A 21,855-nucleotide genomic window follows, 5' to 3' on the forward strand; every position below is an offset into this window, starting at 1 on the left:
GAGGAATTAGGGATCAAAGACAGTCGCTCTCGCAAAGCAACTAAGAGAGAGAGAAGTTGTCCCTTTACCATTAAAATCAAGCTAAACTAAAACACGCGCGCCGATTGAGTATCTTCACGCGCTAGCTGCATAAAGTAGTTTTGATAATCGAAGTATGGATATGGGGTATATAAGGCAAAATCACACACTGAAGGAGATCGTATGTATGACTGGTTAAATGGCGGCCAATACAGCCTGTCTCCGTATAGTCTTAGTGAAGCTGCCACTGTAACCATTAACAGCAAGTCTCAGAAACCGCGTTACAACAGGCTTTTTAAGCGCCACGTATAGTCCAAAACATCCGTTACAATGAAAAAAGACACCGGTTAAGGTGTCTTCCACTGATACTCCATATAGAGAGGGGTGGACATGCAGAGCCACAATTCGGCGGCGGTTGCTGTTAGAATTGTACGAGATAGCCGTTTAGTAAACAATAGTTTTCAATTGCATTTCTCCAGTGTCAATCACAGCACCTGCTTGCTTCAAGAAGTTAAAACCAAGGATTCCGTCGATCTCCATGCCATAATCCATGTTCCCGATTTCAACTTGAAAATCCTTAAGTATTGCTTTATCGACTATAATCGAGTCCAGGCATTTGGTATACACATACTCCACACCACCTACGCCCCGTATCATATCAACGATATCATTTCCTTCAAGTACCATACCAATCTCCTGTACGATATCTGCATTCAAAAGTGTGCTGGCAGAACCTGTATCAAGCAGCACCTTCTCAAGTTTTAACTCTCTCCCCCTAAACACAACTGTCATGCTTACGAAGGGAAGTCCATAAATTTCTGATATATTTATCTGGGCCCTCTGATCCCCACATATCGTTCTCGCGCTACAACCTCAGGACGGGAGGTGTGAAAGAAACAATACTCTCTGTGAGGATCTTCCTGGTGCAACTCACTATACCGCTTCAATGCTTTGGTAGACTCCTCGTAGGAATCGATCACGGACATCTCTTCAATAAAACGCTGGCCTTCTTTAGAATAAGCCTTAGTCGCCTCAAGAACGACCCATTCATTTGGAAACCGCACCTGAACTTCATCCCATCGCATCTTGGACACCTCCGGTTAAATAATTACCATTATTATAGCATATCGGGGGGTATCTTCTAAACCAGAGTCAGACCTCCACCCGATCTCTGGAGCTCTTTTATAAAGCGGTATCCTTCCAGAAATCCGACCACAAAAGCTTCCTCTTCTACGAAACCCTTTTCTGTGTTTGTGGCCTCTTCCATGAGTCCATACAATTCACGTTGAGTCTCGTTCAAACTGCTGTGTAGGCGATCAATGGCATAAGATGACTCTTTGTTGGCCTTCCTGATATGAGGATTGTTAGAACGCATTCCCCATATTTCAAGATGTCTTCTAGCGGCTACCTCGCTCATCAGCCCCGCCAAAGAACTTAGATCAGTGACCTTGTTATTGGCAATATTTAAACTCGTCAAGCCCCCTAACAATCTTGTTGGAGTGATGTCCTCAATTTGATTGGAATTGACAGCTAAAGCTTTGATACTTGTTAGGCTGCTGATAGGGCTAAGATCAGATATCTTATTACTCTCAATGTTTAGTTGCTGCAAAGAGACAATATTCTTTATTGGATTAAGTTCAGTGATATTGTTCCGTCCAAGATCTAAATAAGTTACACCTGTTCCTTCAAATATCTCAATACCCGTAAGGTCGGAAATTCCTTTTGAGTTTGCAGAGAAAGTGTAACCCGCAGTCGGTAGTTTTGCGATGATATCCGCTTTATAGACCGTTTCCGTCACCGATTTCCCTAACCAGATAGCAACAGCCTGATTTAGTGCGGGATCTGGGAAATTGGCAATATCATTCGAGCTTTCTGCGCTGACTACTGAATTCCCCGAAAAGTACCCCTCATCATTAGTAGTTGGGAATATGGGGAGAATAGCTGTTACCAATAACAGGCTGACCAACATCTTTGCAATCAATGTTTTCATTACATTCCCTTCTTTCTGTTATCAAAATAGACGCTAACGAGTACTTCAAAAGTAATTCCTATCATCGTAATCAACATAACTAAACGGAAAGCCAACTCTTTCATCTCCTCTGGATTGTTCGCCAGAGTATCTATGAATCCCACAAGCCAACTAGACATGCTTAATCGTCTCCTTCCGTCCGCTCCATTGTTTGTTTATCCAGCCATTTCTCCAACTCCTGCTTTGAGATCTTGTAACTTGTTTTGCCTGATATTACTACCGCTTCTCTAAACGCCTCCTGCTTCAGCCAATAACGAATGGTCCAACGATGTACCTGTGCCATTTGTGCTGCCTGTTCTAGCGAAAGACAATCGGTAGAGTGTTCACGCTTATATTGCAACAACCATTTCTCTGCTTTCCCTACATCAATGAGAACTTTTCCTTGGCTAGTTATTTTGATGCGTGGCATACCTATCCGGACCCATCTTCTGACGGTATTGATGCTTACACCCCGTCCCTCCGCAAATTGCTTCAAATTCACAATATCCAATCCTCATCCCTCCGTTTTCTGTTTTCGGGGGATTTTATCCTATTGAGATTAATTTTCGCAATATATATAGTAATCATCTTGGAGGAAATCACTTGTGTTCAAGCAATTTAAAGGGAATAGGATTTATCCAAAAACCCTACGAACGTAGATAACGATGGGAATTGCGCGAATAAAGTTATGTGGGGTAAAATCAGATAAATTTAGAAGGACGTTAATTGAACAGATGTAACTAACAGATCAGACTACAGAGGGGGAATACAGATGGAAACTGTTAAAACACTGGTAAGAATTTCGAGGAAAAAGCTCATGAACTGTGAATACTCTTCAGACCAAATTAATACTTCCAAGCTGAACGAGCCAGGGGATTGTACGAGTTTGTGGCAACCCGCAGGAGAGTTGCTCATCAGATGCTTTAATCTAGGCAACAATTCATAGCAACATCGCATTCGGGGGTCGAAGGTTGCTATTTTACATATATAATTACTAGGAGGCCTACACAATGAGTCTAAAAGCTGCTATTTACGCCCGTTACAGTTCGGATATCCAGAGAGATGAATCTATTGATGCCCAAGTGAGAGCGATTAAGGAATATACAAAACGGAACGGGTTTACTGTAGTCGAAGTTTATGCTGACCGAGCGCGCACTGCTACGTCTGACCGACGACCGGAATTTCAACGTCTTTTTGTTGATTGTGACAAAGGGCTCTTTGATGTTGTTATTGTTCATAAACTGGATCGCTTTAGTAGAGACAAGTACGATTTTGCATCTTATAGAAGAAAGTTACGCGTTGCTGGAGTACGCCTCCTAAGCGTGTTAGAAAATTTGGATGATTCCCCAGAGTCGGGAATGCTTGAGTCAATGCTTGAGGGGATGGCGGAGTATTATAGCAAGAACCTATCGAGGGAGGTCATGAAAGGGTTAAAAGAGACAGCGTTACAAGGAAAGCACACTGGAGGTCGTCCACCCATTGGGTACGCTGTGGATAAAGAAACCCAAACCTTGATTACTAATGATCAAGAACGCCCAATTATAGAACTTATTTTCTCTCAGTACCTTCAGGGACATGGGTATAAGCAAATCACCCAACTCCTTGAGCAAAAAGGATTTCGCTCCCGTCTCGGGAGGCCTATCAGTAAGGCGACTATCCACGATATTTTACGTTGCGAGAAGTACACTGGTACTTATCTCTATAATGTCACAGACAGTAAGGACGCTTTGGGAAAAAGTAATGGAAATCGAAAGAAGGATGAATCCGAAATAATTCGAATTGAGAATGGTATTCCAGCGATCATCAGCAAGGCTGATTTCGAGGCTGTTCAGAAACTTATTTCTGATAATCATCGCACACGACGCTCGGGGTCCTATACAGCAAAAGAACAGTACTTGTTAAGTGGTTTGATCTTGTGTGGGGAGTGCCAAAGGCTACATAACACAAAATCTGGAATGACCGGAAACGTTAAATATTCAGGCAGAAGCAAACTAAAATACGTGACTTACAGATGCAATAGAAAAGACAACTCCCGAAGTTGCTCCAACAAAGAGATTCGCCGTGAACATATAGAAGGATATATTGTGGATTATTTGCAGAATCACATCTTCAGTGAGGGCAACATTCCAAAGTTATTGGAGCAAGTTAACCAACAGATTCAGAAAGCTGAGACCCAAGAGATTGGGGAGAAAGCAAACTTGCAGCAGCGTCTTCGTGCTGTTACTGACCAAATTACGAACATCGTCAATGCAGTCGCCCAAGGTTTCACGCAAGCTTCTTTTGTAGAGAAAGTGAATCTACTGGAGGTTGAGAAAGCAAATCTTGAAGTCGAATTGGCAAGATTGATGACAAAAGAAAAAAGAGCCGGAATCACAGAAGATGCTCTGCGTTCACTGCTCTTTTCCTTAAAAGATTCCATTGCCCATGAGGACTTCCCGGAGCTTAAAAGATTCGTCCAGACCTACGTTCAGCAAGTCCTTGTCTACACTGATCAAGTGGAGGTGGAATTCAAGCTGCCAGTTGTCACTCATGTTAGTGTGCAGAATGGAGCCGAGGGGATTCGAACCCCTGTCCGAAGATAACGGCACATAAGCTTCTACGAGTGTAGTCACGGATTTGATGTCACCCGAGTATCGCCCCGTAACCGGCTATACGTTGGGTCAGCCTGATTATCTTCTTCAGCTCACCCCAGGCGGAGATGAGACAGCGTATTCCACTACTTGTTAGCCCCTAGCCCTGTCACATGGACGATGCAGAGTAGAAGCACGCGCACAGTTTCTTAGGCTGCGAAAGCGTAGTTGTTTTGTGTTTTGCCGTTTAATAGGCTTTAGCGTTGATAAAGCGGACGCGTCCCCACTACTCGCTACTCATGCTCGAACTACCCCCGTCGAATCCAAGAACGGCCCCTCAATTAGAAAGGGCTTCTTCGGATCAAGCGGATCGATCAAGTAAGAAAGATCCAATCCACAGCTTTCCTCTTGCGAAGTAGCTGTTCAGAAGCAAAGCAATATGCTTTTACTAACTCAGTATAGCACATTTATCAATACTTTAACACGAGGCTTACAGGAAGTGCAGGGTGAATCTGGAACTTGGGCTTTGTGTGAAACAGAGCTTATCTGGCGATCTTTTGCTTTTCGCGCAGTACACGCTGAATATCACGCTGAGCGTCGCGCTTCGCTGCGGTATCACGTTTGTCATACTCTTTCTTACCTCTACCTAGACCGATCAACAGCTTGGCAAACCCATTGCGCACATAAATCTTGAGCGGCACGATAGTAAAACCATCTCGCTTGGACAACCCAAGCAGTTTGTGAATCTGCACCTTATGCATCAACAGTTTACGGGTACGCGTAGGATCATCCGGATTAGAACGATTGCCCTGTGCAAACGGACTGATGTGCATATTGTGAATCTGAATCTCCCCGTTGCGGATGGTGGCAAAAGCATCGCCAATGTTAGCGCGCCCTAGTCGCAACGACTTAATCTCTGTACCTGTTAGCACCAAACCGGCTTCATAGGTGTCCTCGATAAAATAATCATGGGAGGCCTTTTTATTCTGGGCTAATACTTTCCCGTCGACTTTTTTACCCATGAGAATCACTCCTCGAATCATATTTCAAAGGGTCTTAATGACAGAACGTCAGATCTTTATTGTATCAAAAGCTATCCATGGAACGCAAGGAAGTACAAGCTAAGCCTTTGATTCTTTCCTCAACTATAATTAAAAACAAGCGCTGTTATACCCACAACGGGTTAACAGCGCTTGTTAATGATCTTTAACGCTATTGTCTTAACTGAGTCACTAACCTCAGTTTATTGCTTATTTCTATGGCGAGAACCCGGTCCGGCTTCATTACCTTCGGTCCGCTTAGCGGATACCTGATCAGAGGTCTCGACATTGCCTGGAGTTACCGACTGGCCGATGAATACACCGCCCTTAGCCTTCTTCTTCCGGCGGCCTTTACCTTCCGGAGCCGAGATACTGCTCTCTATAGCTGTCGGTTTAGGGCCACGGTCTTCGCGGCTGCGGAACTTGGTGCTGCCGTCTACGCCTTTAGCTTCACTTTCTGAACTGTCTGTGGTGCTGCTAGCTGGACCGCCATAACCGCCTTTGCCTGAGCCAAAAGCGAAGCTGACGCCGCCGCGAGCAGCGGCTTGAGCGCCGTATTTGTCAAAGCCGCGGTCACGTCCGCCGCTGCGTTCGCGCGGTGCACCTTTGGCGCCGCCGCTTTCGCCTCTACGCGGTGCGCCTGATTTCGCAATCGGCGCCGCTGCTGCTGGCCGGCTCACGTCCACGCCGGCACCGCTCTTGCTCTTGCGCTTACGCTTGCTGCGTGCGCTCGGCCCAGCATCGCCTGCGGCTGCGCCTACACCGGCCGCTGCGCGCGGCCCTTCACCGACGCGAGTACCTGCGTCGGCAACTCTGCCCGCCGCGCCAACAGCGCCGGCGGGCTTGCCTTTACCGCCGCGGCCCTTGCCGCCGCCGCTGCCCGCTTTACCTGCGGCTGGCTTCGCGAAGCCGCCGCCTTGTGGACGGCCGCCTTTGCCTGGGCGGCCGCTTCCGAACCCGCCGCTGCGGCGTTCGCCCATTGCGCGCGGCAACATGCCGACCAACTCGAAATCGATCGTATGGTCGTCCATATTTACCTTGGCGACACGGATCTTCACCTCGTCACCAATGCGGAACACCTTCGAGGTGCGCTCGCCGATGAGCGCCATATGGGCTTCGTCGAAGTGGTAATAATCGTCGCTCAGCGCGCTGAGACGAATAAGTCCTTCGACGGTATTTTCCAGCTCGATGAACATTCCGAAGCTGGTCACACTGCTGATCATGGCGTCGAATTCCTCGCCGACCTTATCCTTCATGAATTCAGCCTTCTTCAGTTGCTCGGTATCCCGTTCTGCCTCTACGGCCACGCGCTCACGTTCCGAAGATTGCTGAGCAATGTCAGGCATCCGGCTCGCCAAATACTCCTGGCGCTTCGGAGTCAGCGTTCCCCCGCCCATAATCACCTCACGCATAACGCGGTGAATGACCAGATCGGGATAACGGCGAATCGGAGAAGTGAAGTGGGAATAGAATTCCGCAGCCAGTCCAAAATGGCCCGTGCTCTCTGCATCATATTTCGCCTGCTTCATCGAACGCAGCATCATCGTACTGATGACGGTTTGTTCTTTCGTACCCTTGATCTGCTCCAGCAGATCTTGCAGTGCACGCGGGTGAATCGAATTGCCCCGACCTTTGACATGATGGCCAAAATTGGCGGCAAACGCCATGAAGTTCTGCAGCTTCTCCGGGTCTGGATCTTCGTGAATCCGGTAGAGGAACGGAACCTTCAGCCAGTGGAAATGTTCAGCAACGGTCTCATTGGCAGCCAACATGAATTCCTCAATAATTTGTTCTGCAACCGAACGATCACGCTTGACAATATCAATAGCCTTGCCGTTCTCATCAACAATGATTTTACTTTCTTCAAAGTCAAAATCAACAGCTCCGCGTCGCATCCGCGCCTCACGCAGCTTCATTGCCAGCTCTTTCATCAAGCGGAAATCGGCAATTAGCGGGCTATAGCGTTCAAGCAGTTCTGGGTCTTCGTCCTCGACAATTTTGCGGACATTAGAATAGGTCATGCGCTCTTTGGTGCGAATCACACTCGAAAAGACATCGTGCTTCACTACCTTCATGTGCTCGTCGAATTCCATTTCACACGACATGGTCAGTCGATCGACCTGCGGATTCAAACTGCAGATCCCGTTCGATAGGCGGTGTGGCAGCATCGGAATAACGCGATCTACCAAATACACACTACAACCGCGAGCATAAGCTTCATTGTCCAGTGCAGAGCTCTCAGGCACATAATAGCCAACGTCAGCGATATGAACTCCCAGTTTGTAATGACCATTCTCCAACCGTTCCACATTAACCGCATCATCCAGATCCTTAGCATCCTCACCATCAATGGTGACAATATTCAGTCCGCGCAAATCGCGCCGTCCCTGCTGAATGATCTCTTCATCCGTAATGGAATCCGGAGCGTTCTCAGCTTCGGTCATTACTTCTTCCGGGAATGCCTCTGGCAGCTGATGCTTGCGGATAATAGACAAAATATCAATACCCGGGTCATCCTTATGCCCGAGAATCTCAATAATTTCCCCTTCAGCCGCTGCATGGCCCTCCGGATAATTCACAATACGAACAACAACCTTTTCCCCATCAACAGCACCTTTGAATGATTGCTTAGGAATAAAAATATCGCGGTTAATCCGCTTGTCATCCGGCAGCACGAAGCCATAGGTCTCCAGACTTTGGAATACACCAACTGTCTGCAGTACACCTCTTATAACAATCCGAACAACTTCGCCTTCCATACGCCCACCTGAGGGGCTCTTGGAGCTGACGCGTGCAAGCACGATATCGCCATTCATGGCACCCTTTAAATCGTTAGCATTAATATAGACATCAGGATGCTCCCGATCGTCCGGTATAAGAAAAGCAAAACCTTTCGCATGTGCCTGCAATCGTCCGCGCAATAAATCCATCCGCTCTGGCACACCGTAACGTCCACCTTGGTTCAGGATCAGTCTTCCGTCCTGTTCCACTGCAATTAGCAATTCTTCGAACGCTTTTAATTCCGTGCTATCCTCCAGAGCGAAATGGCTCACCAGTTCGTTATAAGTCATCGGTTTGTAAGCAATTTCGCGCATAAAATCAAGTAATATTTCCTGTGTTATCATGTTCGTCACCTCGGCCCTCCGCAGCTTTACGCCGCTGGCATATATGTATGTTTGTCCTTTTTCGCAAAAACCTTGCATGTAATATTTACCTCTATATACTTCATACCCTAGTATACACGAAATCAATCCGTGGCATCCCTATAACTGTCATCTAAAGGTTAACGCAATACTAAATTCCTCAGAGGAACTTTACCATCCAGCAGGAAACCTAAATATTAGTTAAATTTTTCCTTATCCTCAAACAAAAAAAGCCTTCGCTCCATTCCATTCAGAAGAGAGCAAAGGCTTACTGTAGAAATTTAGTCAATAAGAACGGCTACTAGGATAGACATAATAAAGAATCCAGCTGCCAGTCCAACAGTTACACGTTGCAGAACGAGATCCATACCGCGTGCTTTCGTTTTACCAAAGAGATGCTCAGCACCGCCGGAGATGGCACCGGAAAGACCTGCACTTTTCCCTTTTTGCAGAAGAACGACCACAATCAGACCCACGGAAAAAATCAGGAGCACAATTTTCAAAAACATATCCATTCACTTCCACCTCCTACATCTAAGCATCACTATCTATGGTAAATCAGGGTTCACGATTCATAAACAGTATTCTTATCTTATCATAGCACAGCAGCTAACACAACTATATAAGCAAAAGACCTGCCGATAACGGCAGGTCTTTTGTCTCCTCCTCAAGAAGAGAGATTATCTTTTGAGGTTGTAGAAGGATTTCATACCGTTGTATTGAGCCAATTCGCCCAGTTCATCTTCGATACGAAGCAATTGGTTGTATTTAGCGATACGGTCTGTACGGGAAGGAGCACCAGTCTTGATTTGGCCGGCATTGGTAGCCACGGCGATATCAGCGATTGTGCTATCTTCGGATTCACCGGAACGGTGGGAGATAACTGCAGTGTAACCTGCACGTTTTGCCATTTCAATAGCATCAAAAGTTTCAGTCAAAGTACCAATTTGGTTAACCTTAACCAAGATGGAGTTACCAATGCCTTCTTCGATACCTTTGTTCAGGCGTTCAGTGTTAGTTACGAACAAGTCATCACCAACGAGTTGGATTTTGTGGCCCAATTTCTCAGTAAGCAATTTCCAACCTTCCCAGTCATCTTCGGAACAACCATCTTCAATGGTGATGATTGGGTATTTATCAACCCATGAAGAAAGCAGGTCAACAAACTCAGCAGATGTGTAAGATTTGCCTTCGCCTTCCAAGTGGTATTTACCGTCTTTATAGAACTCAGTGGAAGCAACGTCCATACCCAGGAATACGTCAACGCCTGCTTTGTAGCCGGCTTTTTCGATAGCTTCCATGATTGTAGACAATGCTTCTTCGTTAGAAGTGAAGTTAGGTGCGAATCCGCCTTCGTCACCAACAGCAGTGTTCAAGCCCTTAGCTTGCAGAACAGCTTTCAGAGCGTGGAAGATTTCTGCGCCTGTACGCAATGCTTCTTTGAAGCTAGGTGCGCCAATTGGCAGAACCATGAACTCTTGTACGTCAACGTTATTGTCAGCATGTGCGCCGCCGTTAACGATGTTCATCATTGGAACTGGAAGCTGTTTAGCATTGAATCCGCCCAGGTATACATACAAAGGCACATCCAGAGCAGCTGCAGCAGCACGTGCTACGGCCATGGATACAGCCAAGATTGCATTAGCGCCCAGCTTAGCTTTATTAGGAGTACCATCAAGAGTGATCATCAATTTGTCGATGCCCAGTTGATCAAGAGCGTCCATACCGATAACTTCAGGAGCAATCAGTTCGTTTACGTTCTCAACAGCCTTCAGAACACCTTTACCAAGGTAACGGGATTTGTCGCCATCACGAAGCTCTACAGCTTCATGAGCGCCAGTGGAAGCGCCGGAAGGAACGATTGCGCGGCCTTTAGCGCCGGATTCAAGATAAACATCAACCTCAACTGTAGGGTTACCGCGGGAGTCAAGAACCTCGCGTGCGTACACATCAGAAATAATAGTCATGTAATTTTAATCTCCTTTTAACAATGGTTTTGTATTAATAATAGTTGAACTAATTTACTTGCGGCTGGCGATCATGGATTGTCCGGTCATTTCCGCAGGTTGCGGAAGTCCCATCAGATCCAGAATGGTTGGGGCTACATCCGCGAGGATACCCTTATCGCGCAGTACTACATTTTCATCGGTTAGGATGAATGGAACTGGATTCGTTGTATGAGCCGTGAATGGGCGACCGTTCTCGTCAAATACCATATCAGCATTGCCGTGATCAGCGATTATAATCACTACGCCACCTTTGGCAACAACAGCATCTACTACCATACCTACACACTCATCCGTTACTTCTACAGCCTTAATAGTAGGCTCCAGCATGCCGGAGTGTCCAACCATATCAGGATTAGCGAAGTTAAGGATAATAGCATCCTGTCTTTCAGCTTCGATCTCGGCTACGCAGGCCGCAGCCACCTCGTATGCACTCATCTCAGGCTGTAAGTCATAAGTTGCCACTTTAGGCGAGTTAATTAGGATACGTGTTTCGCCAGGAAGTTCCTGATCACGTCCACCGCTGAAGAAGAAGGTTACATGCGGATACTTCTCAGTTTCCGCTATACGCAATTGCTTCTTGTTCTGCTGTACAAGCACTTCACCTAAGGTATTGTCCAGGTTCTTCGGTGAATAGGCAACGAAGCCTTGCACCGTTTCGCTGAATGTGGTCAGGCATACGAAGTGTAGATTGTGTGGGAACAACGGCCCACGGTCGAATCCTTTGAAATCCTGGTTAGTGAACACTTGCGACAGCTGGATAGCACGGTCTGGACGGAAGTTGAGGAAGATGACGGAATCGCCACTTTCTACTTTCGTTACAGGCTGGCCTTCGCTGTCTACAATAACGCTTGGCTCTACGAATTCATCAAACACAGAATTCTGGTACGAGCCAGTGATTGCTTGCAGCGCATCTGTGTATTTCGGACCCTCGCCATAAACCATGGCACGATAGGCTTTCTCTACACGTTCCCAACGTTTGTCACGGTCCATCGCATAATAGCGTCCGGATACCGTAGCGATTGTGCCCACGCCGACTTCCTCAATCTTAGCCACAAGTTCCTGAACGAACTTCTGACCACTATCGGGAGGTACGTCGCGGCCATCCATGAAAGCATGGATATACACTTCATGCATATCTTCTTTCTTGGCCAGATCCAGCATGGCGAACAAGTGCTTAATATGACTGTGCACTCCGCCGTCTGATACAAGAGCGTATAAGTGGAGCTTTTTACCCGTTGATTTAGCGTGTCTTACCGCTGTAACCAATGTTTCGTTGTCAAAAAACTCCCCGTCGCGGATAGACTTATCGATGCGGGTCAAATCCTGATATACAATCCGGCCAGCGCCAATATTTAAGTGTCCCACTTCGGAGTTACCCATTTGCCCTTCAGGCAAACCTACTGCCTCGCCGCAAGCGGTAAGGGTAGTATTGGGATATTGTTGCAGGTAACGGTCATAATTAGGCTTGTTGGCTTGAGCAACAGCGTTGCCTTCAGTCGTTCCGCGCAAACCGAAACCATCCATGATAATTAAAGCTACGGGTCTTGGTGCTGACATAACTTACTTCGCCCCCTCAACCAATGAAACGAAGGAAGCAGGCTGCAAGCTGGCGCCGCCGACAAGTGCACCGTCGATGTCGCTTTGACCCATATACTCAGTAACGTTCTCAGGCTTCACGCTGCCGCCGTATTGGATACGAACTGCTTCAGCTGTTGCATCATCATACAGATCTTTTACAAGGCTGCGGATATAAGCAATAACTTCGTTAGCATCTTGTGAAGTTGAGGATTTACCTGTGCCAATGGCCCAGATAGGCTCGTAAGCAATGACTACTTTAGCCGCTTGCTCGGCAGTTACACCGGCAAATGCGCCTTCAGTTTGTACTTTACATACAGCTTTAGTCTGATCTGCTTCACGTTCTTCAAGCTTCTCGCCTACACATACGATAGGAGTGATACCGTGACGGAATGCTGCGTGCAGCTTCTTGTTCACAATTTCATCCGTTTCGCCAAAGTAAGCACGACGCTCGGAGTGACCGATAATTACATAATCCACGCCAAGATCGCTCAGCATTACGCCGCTAATCTCGCCAGTGTAAGCACCATTATCTTCAAAATGCAGGTTCTGTGCGCCAATCTTGATCTTTGTACCTTTTGCCGCTGCTACCAATGCTGGCAGGTTAGTAAATGGAGCGCAGATAACAGTCTCTACGCCTTCAACTTCTGCTTGGCCTTTGATTTCGGCGAAAAAGCTTTCCGCTTCCGGAATAGTCTTAAACATCTTCCAGTTGCCGGCGATTATTGGTGTTCTCATGACTTGGTTTGCCTCCTTATAACGTCTTACTTGTCGTTCAGTGCTTCTACACCTGGAAGCGCCTTGCCTTCCATGAACTCGAGTGATGCGCCACCGCCTGTGGAGATATGATCCATTTGGTCAGCCAGGTGGAATTTCTCTGCTGCAGCTGCGGAATCACCGCCACCGATAACAGTGTAACCTTCAGTTGTTGCACAAGCTTGAGCTACAGCAAGCGTACCTTCGGCGAAGATATCAATTTCGAACACGCCCATAGGTCCGTTCCAGACAACCAGCTTGGAATTTTTGATAATATCAGCATAGATTGCACGAGTCTTAGGACCGATATCAAGACCTTGCCAACCAGCTGGAATATCTGTTACATCAACAATTTTAGTGTTAGCATCTGCACCAAATTTGTCAGCAACTACTACGTCAACCGGAAGCACAAAGTTTTTGCCAAGTGCTTTTGCTTTCTCGATGAATCCAAGAGCAGCGTCAATTTTGCTGTTATCTACGAGTGATTCACCAATTTCGAAGCCTTGAGCCTTGGTGAAAGTGTAAGATAGACCGCCACCGATCAGCACGTTGTCAGCCAAAGTCAACAGGTGATCAATTACATCGATCTTGTCTTTAACCTTGGAACCGCCAATGATAGCTGTGAAGGGACGTTCTGGATTAGTAAGAGCTTTACCCAGAACAGATAATTCTTTCTCCATCAATAGACCGGATACAGCGGGCAGGAAATGAGCGATACCTTCTGTCGATGCATGTGCACGGTGAGCCGCGCCAAAAGCATCATTGACGAATAGGTCAGCCAGTTCAGATAACTGCTTAGCGAATTCAGGATCGTTCTTCTCTTCACCAGGGTAGAAACGAACATTCTCAAGAACGAGTACATCGCCTTCACCAAGCTCAGCAACTTGTGCCTTTACAGCATCGCCAATAGCTTCGTCAGCTTTTGCTACCGGTTGGCCAAGTAGCTCGGATAGACGCACTGCAGCAGGTGTAAGACGCATGGAATCAACAAATTGGCCATTTGGACGTCCCAGATGACTCGCCAAAATAACCTTTGCACCATGTTCGATCAAATATTTAATGGTCGGAAGCGTCTCACGGATACGAGTATCATCTGTAATTACTCCATCTTCCAATGGCACATTAAAATCGACACGCATAAATACGCGTTTACCCTTTACTTCTACATCACGGACACTCTTTTTGTTCATAATTATTTCCTCCACACCCAAAATTGTTTCAATCCCGAATCCAAGGAATATCTTTCCATTTAGAAAGAGCGGAAACAAGGAAAGTCTGTTTCCGCTCTATAGTTGAACTTATAGTAAATCAGTATTACTTAGCAAGTTTTGCGAAGTGTTCCAAAGTACGAATCAATTGTGCAGTGTAGGACATTTCGTTGTCATACCAAGCAACTGTCTTAACCAGCTGTTTGTCGCCAACAGTCATAACTTTAGTTTGTGTAGCATCAAACAGGGAACCGAAAGTCATACCTTTAACATCGGAAGATACGATTTCATCTTCAGTGTAGCCATAAGTATCAACATCAGAAGCTGCTTTCATAGCTGCATTGATTTCTTCTACAGTAACTGTTTTTTCAAGAACTGTAATAAGCTCAGTCAGGGAACCTGTAGCTACTGGAACACGTTGAGCTGCACCGTCCAATTTGCCTTTAAGTTCTGGAATTACCAAGCCGATTGCTTTAGCAGCACCGGTAGTGTTAGGGATAATGTTCTCAGCCGCTGCGCGAGCACGACGGAAGTCTCCTTTAGCGTGCGGAGCATCCAAAGTATTTTGGTCGCCAGTGTAAGCATGAATTGTAGTCATCAAACCTTGTACGATACCGTAGTTGTCTTGAAGAACTTTTGCCATAGGAGCCAGGCAGTTCGTTGTGCAAGATGCGCCGGAAATAACAGTCTCAGTACCATCAAGAATGTCATGGTTAACGTTGTAAACGACAGTTTTCATGTCGCCAGTAGCTGGAGCGGAGATAACTACTTTCTTAGCTCCACCCTTCAAGTGTTTCTCAGCTGCTTCTTTAGTAGTGAAGAAACCAGTACATTCAAGTACGATATCAACGCCGAGTTCGCCCCAAGGCAATTCTTCAGGGTTGCGGTTTGCAAGAACCTTAACTTCTTTACCGTTTACTTTGAAGAATCCGTCATGAACTTCAACATCACCCTTGAAAGTACCTTGAGTTGTATCATATTTAAGCAAATGAGCAAGCATCTTAGCGTCAGTCAAGTCATTGATTGCTACCACTTCGATACCTTCCACATTTTGAATACGGCGGAATGCAAGGCGTCCAATACGTCCAAAACCATTAATACCAACTTTTACAGTCATTAAATAGTTCCTCCTAGAATTCATTTTATTTATTCAAGACAAGCCGTGAAGCTTGTCAAGACAACAATGTTAAGTATAAAGCAAAACAACCTTCAGCGCTCCCCATATTATGGAATCTATAGGGTTAGTTGTAAATGTCGATCAATTTCTTTACCAATTTCTACAGCAGCGGCTTCGTCCGTAACCAGAATATCCTCCTGCCCAAAACGCAGCATGGCATGAATAGCTTTGGCCTTGCGTTTGCCTCCGGCAATACCGACTACAACTTCTGTCCGAATAATATCCTCCAGGCGTAATCCCATGGTAAGCATTGTATGTACAACCTCACCATCTTCATTAAAGTAATAGCCAAATGATTCAGCTACTGCTCCTTCTTCCTGGATCTCTGAAACTGTTGCTTCATCGAGCTTACGGCGTCGGGTCATTTCAATGGCATCCCCGATCCCGTGTACAATAATACGCGAACTGCGGATGATTTGTACAATCTCGCCAATATTGGAGTCTAAAGCCAGGGATTGAAAAGCATCCTCGGCAAGCAAATCGGGCACATGCAGCAGCCTATAATTCGCTCCGACTCGTTTGGCCATTGTTGAGGCGATGGTATTCGCTTGAATCTCCATGCTTTCTCCCAAACCGCCGCGCGCTGGTACAAACCAAGCGTTCTTATAGTAAAGGGAGAGCGGCGGTGTCAACTGATCGGCCATTTCGGCCAGCGTCGAACCACCTGTAACGGCGACTGTATCGTCTGAACGCAACTCGCCTAGCAATGCCTTGGCGCCTGCGCGCCCAAGCTCACGTTTGGTGAACGGTGATGTTTCACAATCACCCGGCACAACGACTACTTTGTTCAGACCATACGTTGTTCGAATCTTCTCTTCCAGATCATCCAGACCGAACAGGCTCTTGGCGATCGGCTCCAGTAAGTCAAGCAGTCCGCGCCCGGCATCGCTAACGCGCATACCCACGCTCTCGATCTCTATGAGCCCTTGCGATTTCAGAAGATCTGTCTCGGCACGCAGTACCCGCTCTGTCATATCCAGCGAAGCAGCCAGCGTTCTACGGCCAATAATATCGGACAACATGATCTGATGAAGAATCGTATACCGTCTCTTAAGGGTTTCCATGAGATCAGGCAAAAGCTGCTTTTGAATTTCTAATAAGTTACGCATGCTTTCACTCCTGCTATTACTCTATTCCCTTGTTCATGGTCTCAAAACGTCCCGGGCTAACTTTTTAAGTCCCACCCATATTCTAACTAAATTTCGTACGAAGTGCAAGTCTTCGAAGAGTAGAATTCACAACCTCTTTTCATCTTATACATACACAGCAATATGAAATGGCCTCTCAAGATGTGGATTACGACATAATAGCTTGTCCCAGTCGCTTGAAGCACTGAACATTATTATTACACCATTGCTTTTACACTATAATTATATTATAATAATTTCTATTGCGCCCGTGGTCCAATGGATATGACGGAGGCCTCCGAAGCCTTAGATCCAAGTTCGATTCTTGGCGGGCGCACCATATTTTACACTTCAATACATACGATTAACATTAGTTATACTACTATTTAACCAAAGTGCCACTTGCTGGCTCTTTTTTTTGTCTATAAGTTTGACTTTCTTTGACTTTTTGTTTGAATTTGTTTATCATGTGGTTAACACGGTAATAGTAAAAATAAATACATTCGAAGATCTAATTTCAAGGAGGTTTTCCACGTGAGTTATATTCCTATGGTAGTAGAACAGAGCAACCGCGGTGAGCGTGCTTATGACATCTATTCCCGCCTACTGAAGGACCGCATCATTTTCCTCGGAACGGAGGTTAATGACGTGGTGGCCAATTCCATCATCGCACAAATGCTGTTTCTGGCTGCCGAGGACCCTGAGAAGGACATTCACCTATATGTGAACAGCCCTGGCGGATCCATTACTGCGGGTATGGCTATTTTTGATACAATGCAGTACATTAAACCGGATGTTTCCACGATCTGTGTGGGTATGGCCGCTTCCATGGGAGCGTTCCTGTTAAATGCCGGTGCTATTGGCAAGCGTTTCGCGCTGCCGAACAGTGAAATTATGATTCATCAGCCTCTCGGTGGTGCTCAAGGCCAGGCTTCAGACATCGAAATTCGTGCCCGCCGTATCCTTAAGCTGCGCGACAAGCTGAATGGTATTCTAGCTGAACGTACAGGCCAACCGCTAGAGAAGATTGAGAAGGATACAGATCGCGATTACTTCATGAGTGCTGCTGATGCTGCCGCTTATGGTATCGTCGATAAAGTGATTGAGAAAACACTGCCTACCGGCGTGTAAGCTATATCTATATAAACGAAGAGGCTGTCCCCCAACCATTAAATGGATAGGGGACAGCCTCTTCGTTTTGCGCATAAGCCACTAATTAAACAACAACAGTTCAGCCCAACCTGCCATAACCAAGCGCGTTCAACCTATCAGCAATGACACGATAGCCTCGCCCGTTGGGATGCAAATGGTCAATAGACAGCAGTCCGCGCTCATTCCCGGAGAATTCACCATAAATAGAGGCAAAACCACAGATCCGGCTGCTATACTGCGAGGCATACCTATTGAATTGCTGCACCCATTCCGTCGCTTGATACATTTGGGGATACGGGTTGTATAAACCCACAATTCGTATGATGTAAGGCTCGCGACTTCCAGATTTCAGCTGTTGCAGCGTCACCATAATTTCAGCAAAGTTCTGTTTGCACTCCTCTAAGGCTCTGCGCAGCACTCTGGATGGATCTCCTTGCCCAGCCGTCGATTTAGCTGCACGGATTAGATCGTTGCCGCCAATGGACAGTGTTATCAATTCAGCTCCCTGGAGTGCTTGCTGATAAACGGGATTACCACGCAAACGCTGCTCCAGCCCAGCTGTGGTCAAGCCATTGACTCCCAGGTTCGTGGAGAACACATTGGAACGAAGCCTCCCCTCTGCCATACTGCGGTATACTGGGACGAAACCATTACCCGGCAAGGCTCCAAAGCCTGTCGTCAAGGAATCACCAAGCGCGGTATATTGATAACTCACAGCTCTCCCCCCTTGTTCATACACTAGCTTCTCTATTCAGCATATGAACTGAGGGTTAATCAGGGAACGGGGTGATGTAACCAGTCTGCTTTAACAGAAATATATCCTCTCACTCCCTTATTTCAGAGCAGTAAATGGACTGCTTCCATCTGGCAGCAATTCTTTGAAGCTAAACGTGTACTCAGGGAATCCAAATGCATATGCGGTGTACTCATACAATTGGAAGAAGAGCACCGCCTTGCCATCCTTTAGATAAAAATACTTCTCGGTATTCAGTCCGGTAAAACCTCCGAGATAACCATCTTCTGCCTTAATCAGCTTCGAGAGCTTGGCATTCAACTCTTTCTTATAGTTGGGGTTGGCTCCGAACAAATCGCCGAGAAGCAGACGTTTGCCGTCCTTCAGCGAGAAGGTAAAAGCTTGGCGGTAAGTCATTCCATGCGCCCCACCTGTGTATCCGTATTGAGTCGTAATTAAGCTGAGTACACCATTCTGATTGTAAGTCACAATATAATATGCATCATATTCATACGGCCGGTCTTCCTCATCACCTTTAAGGGCAATGTCCTTCTCTGCAGCTGCTGCAAAACTCATTGTAGTCTGCTTTAAGGTATTGTTGATTGCCTGCTCCGCATCTGTACTAGCAAGGCCACTGATTTGCGGATAATCCAGTTTAATGGTGGCTCCTGCTTGGTCATTAACATAACTTTCAGTCGCTATTGTCAATGGATTCTGCGGTCTGCTCATCACATTCAACCGGCCAGAGGCCGCATTCCAGTCCCCTTGATATCCTAAATAATCATTTAGCAGGCCAAAGGGTACATATAGGCGATTATTAATATTTTTTCCCTCATACTCCTTGATATAAAAGTTGTTCACTGAAATTGAAATGCCATAGTCACTTACCATCAGCTTGGTCTGCGCCGTTCCTTTGCCAACGGTATAGGTATTCTCCTTCTTATCGTAGGTAAGCGGCATCCGCAGTACATCGCGCATAAAGCTTAGTGGAACCCAAACCTGTCCATCTTTAAAAATACCCGTCTGCTGCGATATCGTTCCATTTGATTTCAGTACAACAAGATTCGCTTTACTCTGCGTCTTGCTGGTAGCAGCGTGACTCGTCTCTGCTGGCAAAAGCCCTCCACCCAGCAGTAAAGCTGCTGCCATTAACCCTGCGCCCCATTTACGGGCACTTTGTTTCGAAATCAAATTCATAATGTATTCATTTCCCCTTCCGCTAATCTTCACTCTTTCCATTATAGAGAAAATAGGAAGAGCGGTTGTTACAATTCACCTTACAGTTTCTTAACCAAAATGAGAGAATTCGCCCTTCACTATAGAAAAAACTCTGAGGCACTCCTCCGCCGTTAAGCAGAAGATTACCTCAGAGTTTTAGCAACACATAGAGCCATATTCAAAAAATGCTTATTTCAATTCATACGTTACGCTAAGCTGGGTTGTAACCTTAACCTCTCCCGGTTCAACGGAAGTGCTGCCAGCGGAATCCGCTGCGCCCATTAGTTTCTCAGCTTGTGCTGCATAGACAGGGTTGTTGCCGTCATCATTTTGAGTGACCGTAACCACCTGACCTAGACTGCGTTTAGCTGCTTTGGCAATAGCCCCTGCTTTTACATCGGCATTAGCCATCGCTTTGTCGATCACTTGCGTTTCAAGTGTAGAGGGATCTTCAACAGCGAAATTTGCGTTGCCAATATTATTGGCTCCTGCTGCAGAAGCAGCATCCAGCAATTGTCCAACCTTGCTCAGGTCGCGATAAGCAATTACTAGAGTATGGTGCGCGTTGTAACCTTTAACCTGCTGGCCTTCTTTTTCTGAATACGTGTAATTCGGCTGTACCGAGAACTGCGTGCTCTGAATGTCCTTATCGGAAATGCCCCAAGTCGTCTTCAGCAGCGCGGTCACCTTCTGGATTAGAGCACCATTAGTCTTCTGTGCTTCTTGTGCGGTTGCAGCCGTTGTATCCGCCCCGATGGACAAATACACGATATCTGGCTTAATGGACACCTCACCTTTACCGATTACACTCACAATGTTTTTTTGTACATCCTCAGCATACGCCTTTTCAGGCCCTTGAAATGCCCCGCTCAGACCCATTCCCCCTATCAATAAGCTTCCCGCAAGCAGCACCGATCCAACTGTTTTAACCAATCCCTTCACGTTTGCCAACCCCTTTCATCCTCTTAATCATTTGGTACCCTCTAGACGAGACAGCTTGGCAAAAGTTGCATAGTTTTCCCATTACCAAAAAATATTTTGTGTGATTAATAGTTAGGTCTCGATCCAGAACCGGTGAATGACATTGCCATCTTCCTCGACGTAAGAAATATCCTCTACACCGCCGTTTTTACGGATGGTCTTTTCCGAAGCGATATTTATGGCATCACAGACAACAAGGGCTCTTTCAATACCAAGTTCCTTAGTTTTATGTAGAGCTTGCCCCAGTAATGCACTGGCAAATCCTTTTTGTCTTGCGGAAGGACGGATACCATATCCGATATGCCCACCGCTATGCAGCAGCTTCTCATTCAGGCGATGTCTGATATTGACTGCACCAACTATACTGGTGACATCGGCCGTAACTAACCAATAGGTAGTGCTTGGCACCCAGCCCTCGGGAATGTTCACAGTATGCTCGTTATCCCGTAGATATTGGACCATCGCTGCGAAATTAGAGGGGTCTCGGCCAATCACCCATGGGATCATATCCTCTCCACTTTCCTTCCATTCTTTATAGAACGACAAATAAAGCTCTTCCAGGTCTACATTCGGCCGCATCAAGATCACTTGGGTCTGCATTTTATCCTCCTACAAGTTTTGTGAGCGTTGCCTCATTGATTTACTTCGTACAAAACTACTTCGGAAGCATACACTTAGTTTTGTGAGCGTTACTTCATTGATTTACTTCGTACAAAACTACTTCGGAAGCATACACTTAGTTTTGTGAGCGTTACCTCGTCGATTTACTTCGTACAAAACTACTTCGAAGCATACGGCTATATGAAAAAAAGCCCACAAGGGGCTTTTGGTCATAAGAAAAAGAAAGGCTTTACAAAAATCACTGGTTTTCAAGCTCTTCTTTGCTAACGAGACTTGTCAAAGCGGTTACAGCTTGGTCTGCATCGGCGCCATCCGCGCTAATATAAATCTCCGTGCCGGAACTGATCGCCAGGCTCATAATACCCATGATGCTTTTGGCGTTTACTTTTTTATCGTCTTTTTCCACGAAAATCTCCGACGAAAACTTGTTAGCTTCTTGCACAAACAATGCTGCCGGCCGTGCATGGAGCCCCGTCTTTAACCGTACAACTACCGGGTGCTTTGTCATGAAACGCTTAC

Annotated in this window: 21 protein-coding genes, 1 tRNA gene and 1 other RNA gene; 3 read left to right on the top strand and 20 right to left on the bottom strand. The window is 46.3% G+C overall.

The genetic code is table 11. From position 1 onward, the window contains the following. Window positions 1-462: 462 nt before the first annotated feature. From H1230_RS00405 to H1230_RS00425, 5 genes are read right to left on the bottom strand one after another with little or no spacing between them, the layout of a single operon-like run. Window positions 463-810, bottom strand: coding sequence for a retropepsin-like aspartic protease (locus H1230_RS00405; RefSeq protein WP_239713751.1), 348 nt, complete (start codon window positions 808-810; stop codon window positions 463-465). 35 nt (window positions 811-845) lie between these two features. Beyond that, on the bottom strand, window positions 846-1,103 hold the full coding sequence (locus H1230_RS00410) for a hypothetical protein (protein WP_239713752.1): 258 nt from the start codon (window positions 1,101-1,103) through the stop codon (window positions 846-848). 56 nt (window positions 1,104-1,159) lie between these two features. After that, window positions 1,160-2,008, bottom strand: a complete 849-nt coding sequence (locus tag H1230_RS00415) for a leucine-rich repeat domain-containing protein (RefSeq protein WP_239713753.1) — start codon at window positions 2,006-2,008, stop codon at window positions 1,160-1,162. Then, window positions 2,008-2,166, bottom strand: a complete 159-nt coding sequence (locus H1230_RS00420; protein ID WP_239713754.1) for a hypothetical protein — start codon at window positions 2,164-2,166, stop codon at window positions 2,008-2,010. The genes H1230_RS00415 and H1230_RS00420 overlap by 1 nt, the downstream gene beginning before the upstream one ends. A 2-nt stretch (window positions 2,167-2,168) precedes the next feature. After that, a complete protein-coding gene (locus H1230_RS00425; RefSeq protein WP_239717683.1) occupies window positions 2,169-2,528 on the bottom strand; it encodes a helix-turn-helix domain-containing protein in 360 nt (119 codons plus the stop codon). 508 nt (window positions 2,529-3,036) lie between these two features. Between H1230_RS00425 and H1230_RS00430 the strand changes: the two genes are divergently transcribed. Then, window positions 3,037-4,608: a recombinase family protein gene (locus tag H1230_RS00430; RefSeq protein WP_239713755.1), complete on the top strand. Its 1,572-nt coding sequence runs from the start codon at window positions 3,037-3,039 to the stop codon at window positions 4,606-4,608. Here H1230_RS00430 and ssrA read toward each other — a convergent pair. The 10 genes from ssrA to H1230_RS00480 all read right to left on the bottom strand — a co-directional run bounded on the left by ssrA (window position 4,569) and on the right by H1230_RS00480 (window position 16,613). Beyond that, window positions 4,569-4,933: a transfer-messenger RNA gene (ssrA, locus tag H1230_RS00435) on the bottom strand. The genes H1230_RS00430 and ssrA overlap by 40 nt on opposite strands. Before the next feature lie 205 nt (window positions 4,934-5,138). Further along, window positions 5,139-5,618, bottom strand: a complete 480-nt coding sequence (smpB, locus tag H1230_RS00440) for an SsrA-binding protein SmpB (protein WP_239713756.1) — start codon at window positions 5,616-5,618, stop codon at window positions 5,139-5,141. A 221-nt stretch (window positions 5,619-5,839) separates the two neighbouring features. Then, the gene (rnr, locus tag H1230_RS00445) at window positions 5,840-8,761 is read right to left on the bottom strand and encodes a ribonuclease R (RefSeq protein WP_239716984.1); all 2,922 of its coding nucleotides are present in this window, start codon (window positions 8,759-8,761) and stop codon (window positions 5,840-5,842) included. A gap of 299 nt (window positions 8,762-9,060) precedes the next feature. After that, a complete protein-coding gene (gene secG, locus H1230_RS00450; RefSeq protein ID WP_239713757.1) occupies window positions 9,061-9,294 on the bottom strand; it encodes a preprotein translocase subunit SecG in 234 nt (77 codons plus the stop codon). 165 nt (window positions 9,295-9,459) lie between these two features. After that, the gene (gene eno, locus H1230_RS00455) at window positions 9,460-10,746 is read right to left on the bottom strand and encodes a phosphopyruvate hydratase (protein WP_154122177.1); all 1,287 of its coding nucleotides are present in this window, start codon (window positions 10,744-10,746) and stop codon (window positions 9,460-9,462) included. Window positions 10,747-10,800: 54 nt separating this feature from the next. Then, window positions 10,801-12,345, bottom strand: coding sequence for a 2,3-bisphosphoglycerate-independent phosphoglycerate mutase (gpmI, locus tag H1230_RS00460; RefSeq protein ID WP_239713758.1), 1,545 nt, complete (start codon window positions 12,343-12,345; stop codon window positions 10,801-10,803). A 3-nt stretch (window positions 12,346-12,348) separates the two neighbouring features. Beyond that, a complete protein-coding gene (tpiA, locus tag H1230_RS00465) occupies window positions 12,349-13,101 on the bottom strand; it encodes a triose-phosphate isomerase (protein ID WP_239713759.1) in 753 nt (250 codons plus the stop codon). Between the two features lie 26 nt (window positions 13,102-13,127). Then, the gene (locus tag H1230_RS00470; protein WP_239713760.1) at window positions 13,128-14,309 is read right to left on the bottom strand and encodes a phosphoglycerate kinase; all 1,182 of its coding nucleotides are present in this window, start codon (window positions 14,307-14,309) and stop codon (window positions 13,128-13,130) included. A gap of 124 nt (window positions 14,310-14,433) precedes the next feature. Then, window positions 14,434-15,444: a type I glyceraldehyde-3-phosphate dehydrogenase gene (gene gap, locus H1230_RS00475; protein ID WP_239713761.1), complete on the bottom strand. Its 1,011-nt coding sequence runs from the start codon at window positions 15,442-15,444 to the stop codon at window positions 14,434-14,436. A 116-nt stretch (window positions 15,445-15,560) separates the two neighbouring features. Continuing rightward, a complete protein-coding gene (locus H1230_RS00480) occupies window positions 15,561-16,613 on the bottom strand; it encodes a sugar-binding transcriptional regulator (protein ID WP_239713762.1) in 1,053 nt (350 codons plus the stop codon). Between the two features lie 283 nt (window positions 16,614-16,896). On the opposite strand from H1230_RS00480, the gene H1230_RS00485 reads away from it, so the two are divergent. Both H1230_RS00485 and clpP read left to right on the top strand, forming a co-directional pair. Next, window positions 16,897-16,971: transfer RNA gene (locus tag H1230_RS00485), tRNA-Arg, on the top strand. A gap of 194 nt (window positions 16,972-17,165) precedes the next feature. Beyond that, complete coding sequence (gene clpP / locus H1230_RS00490) at window positions 17,166-17,762, top strand: ATP-dependent Clp endopeptidase proteolytic subunit ClpP (RefSeq protein WP_275591064.1); 597 nt, start codon at window positions 17,166-17,168, stop codon at window positions 17,760-17,762. Between the two features lie 100 nt (window positions 17,763-17,862). On the opposite strand, the gene H1230_RS00495 is transcribed toward clpP, so the two are convergent. The 5 genes from H1230_RS00495 to H1230_RS00515 all read right to left on the bottom strand — a co-directional run bounded on the left by H1230_RS00495 (window position 17,863) and on the right by H1230_RS00515 (window position 21,844). Next, complete coding sequence (locus H1230_RS00495; protein ID WP_239713763.1) at window positions 17,863-18,498, bottom strand: GDSL-type esterase/lipase family protein; 636 nt, start codon at window positions 18,496-18,498, stop codon at window positions 17,863-17,865. Window positions 18,499-18,615: 117 nt separating this feature from the next. Beyond that, window positions 18,616-19,713, bottom strand: a complete 1,098-nt coding sequence (locus H1230_RS00500) for a PdaC/SigV domain-containing protein (RefSeq protein WP_239713764.1) — start codon at window positions 19,711-19,713, stop codon at window positions 18,616-18,618. Window positions 19,714-19,923: 210 nt separating this feature from the next. After that, window positions 19,924-20,676, bottom strand: a complete 753-nt coding sequence (locus H1230_RS00505) for an SIMPL domain-containing protein (RefSeq protein ID WP_239713765.1) — start codon at window positions 20,674-20,676, stop codon at window positions 19,924-19,926. A gap of 111 nt (window positions 20,677-20,787) precedes the next feature. Then, window positions 20,788-21,315: a GNAT family N-acetyltransferase gene (locus tag H1230_RS00510; RefSeq protein WP_239713766.1), complete on the bottom strand. Its 528-nt coding sequence runs from the start codon at window positions 21,313-21,315 to the stop codon at window positions 20,788-20,790. 259 nt (window positions 21,316-21,574) lie between these two features. Further along, complete coding sequence (locus H1230_RS00515) at window positions 21,575-21,844, bottom strand: HPr family phosphocarrier protein (RefSeq protein WP_019914358.1); 270 nt, start codon at window positions 21,842-21,844, stop codon at window positions 21,575-21,577. Window positions 21,845-21,855: the final 11 nt, after the last annotated feature.

This window comes from Paenibacillus sp. 19GGS1-52, assembly GCF_022369515.1.
In the GTDB taxonomy this organism is placed as follows: domain Bacteria; phylum Bacillota; class Bacilli; order Paenibacillales; family Paenibacillaceae; genus Paenibacillus_AQ.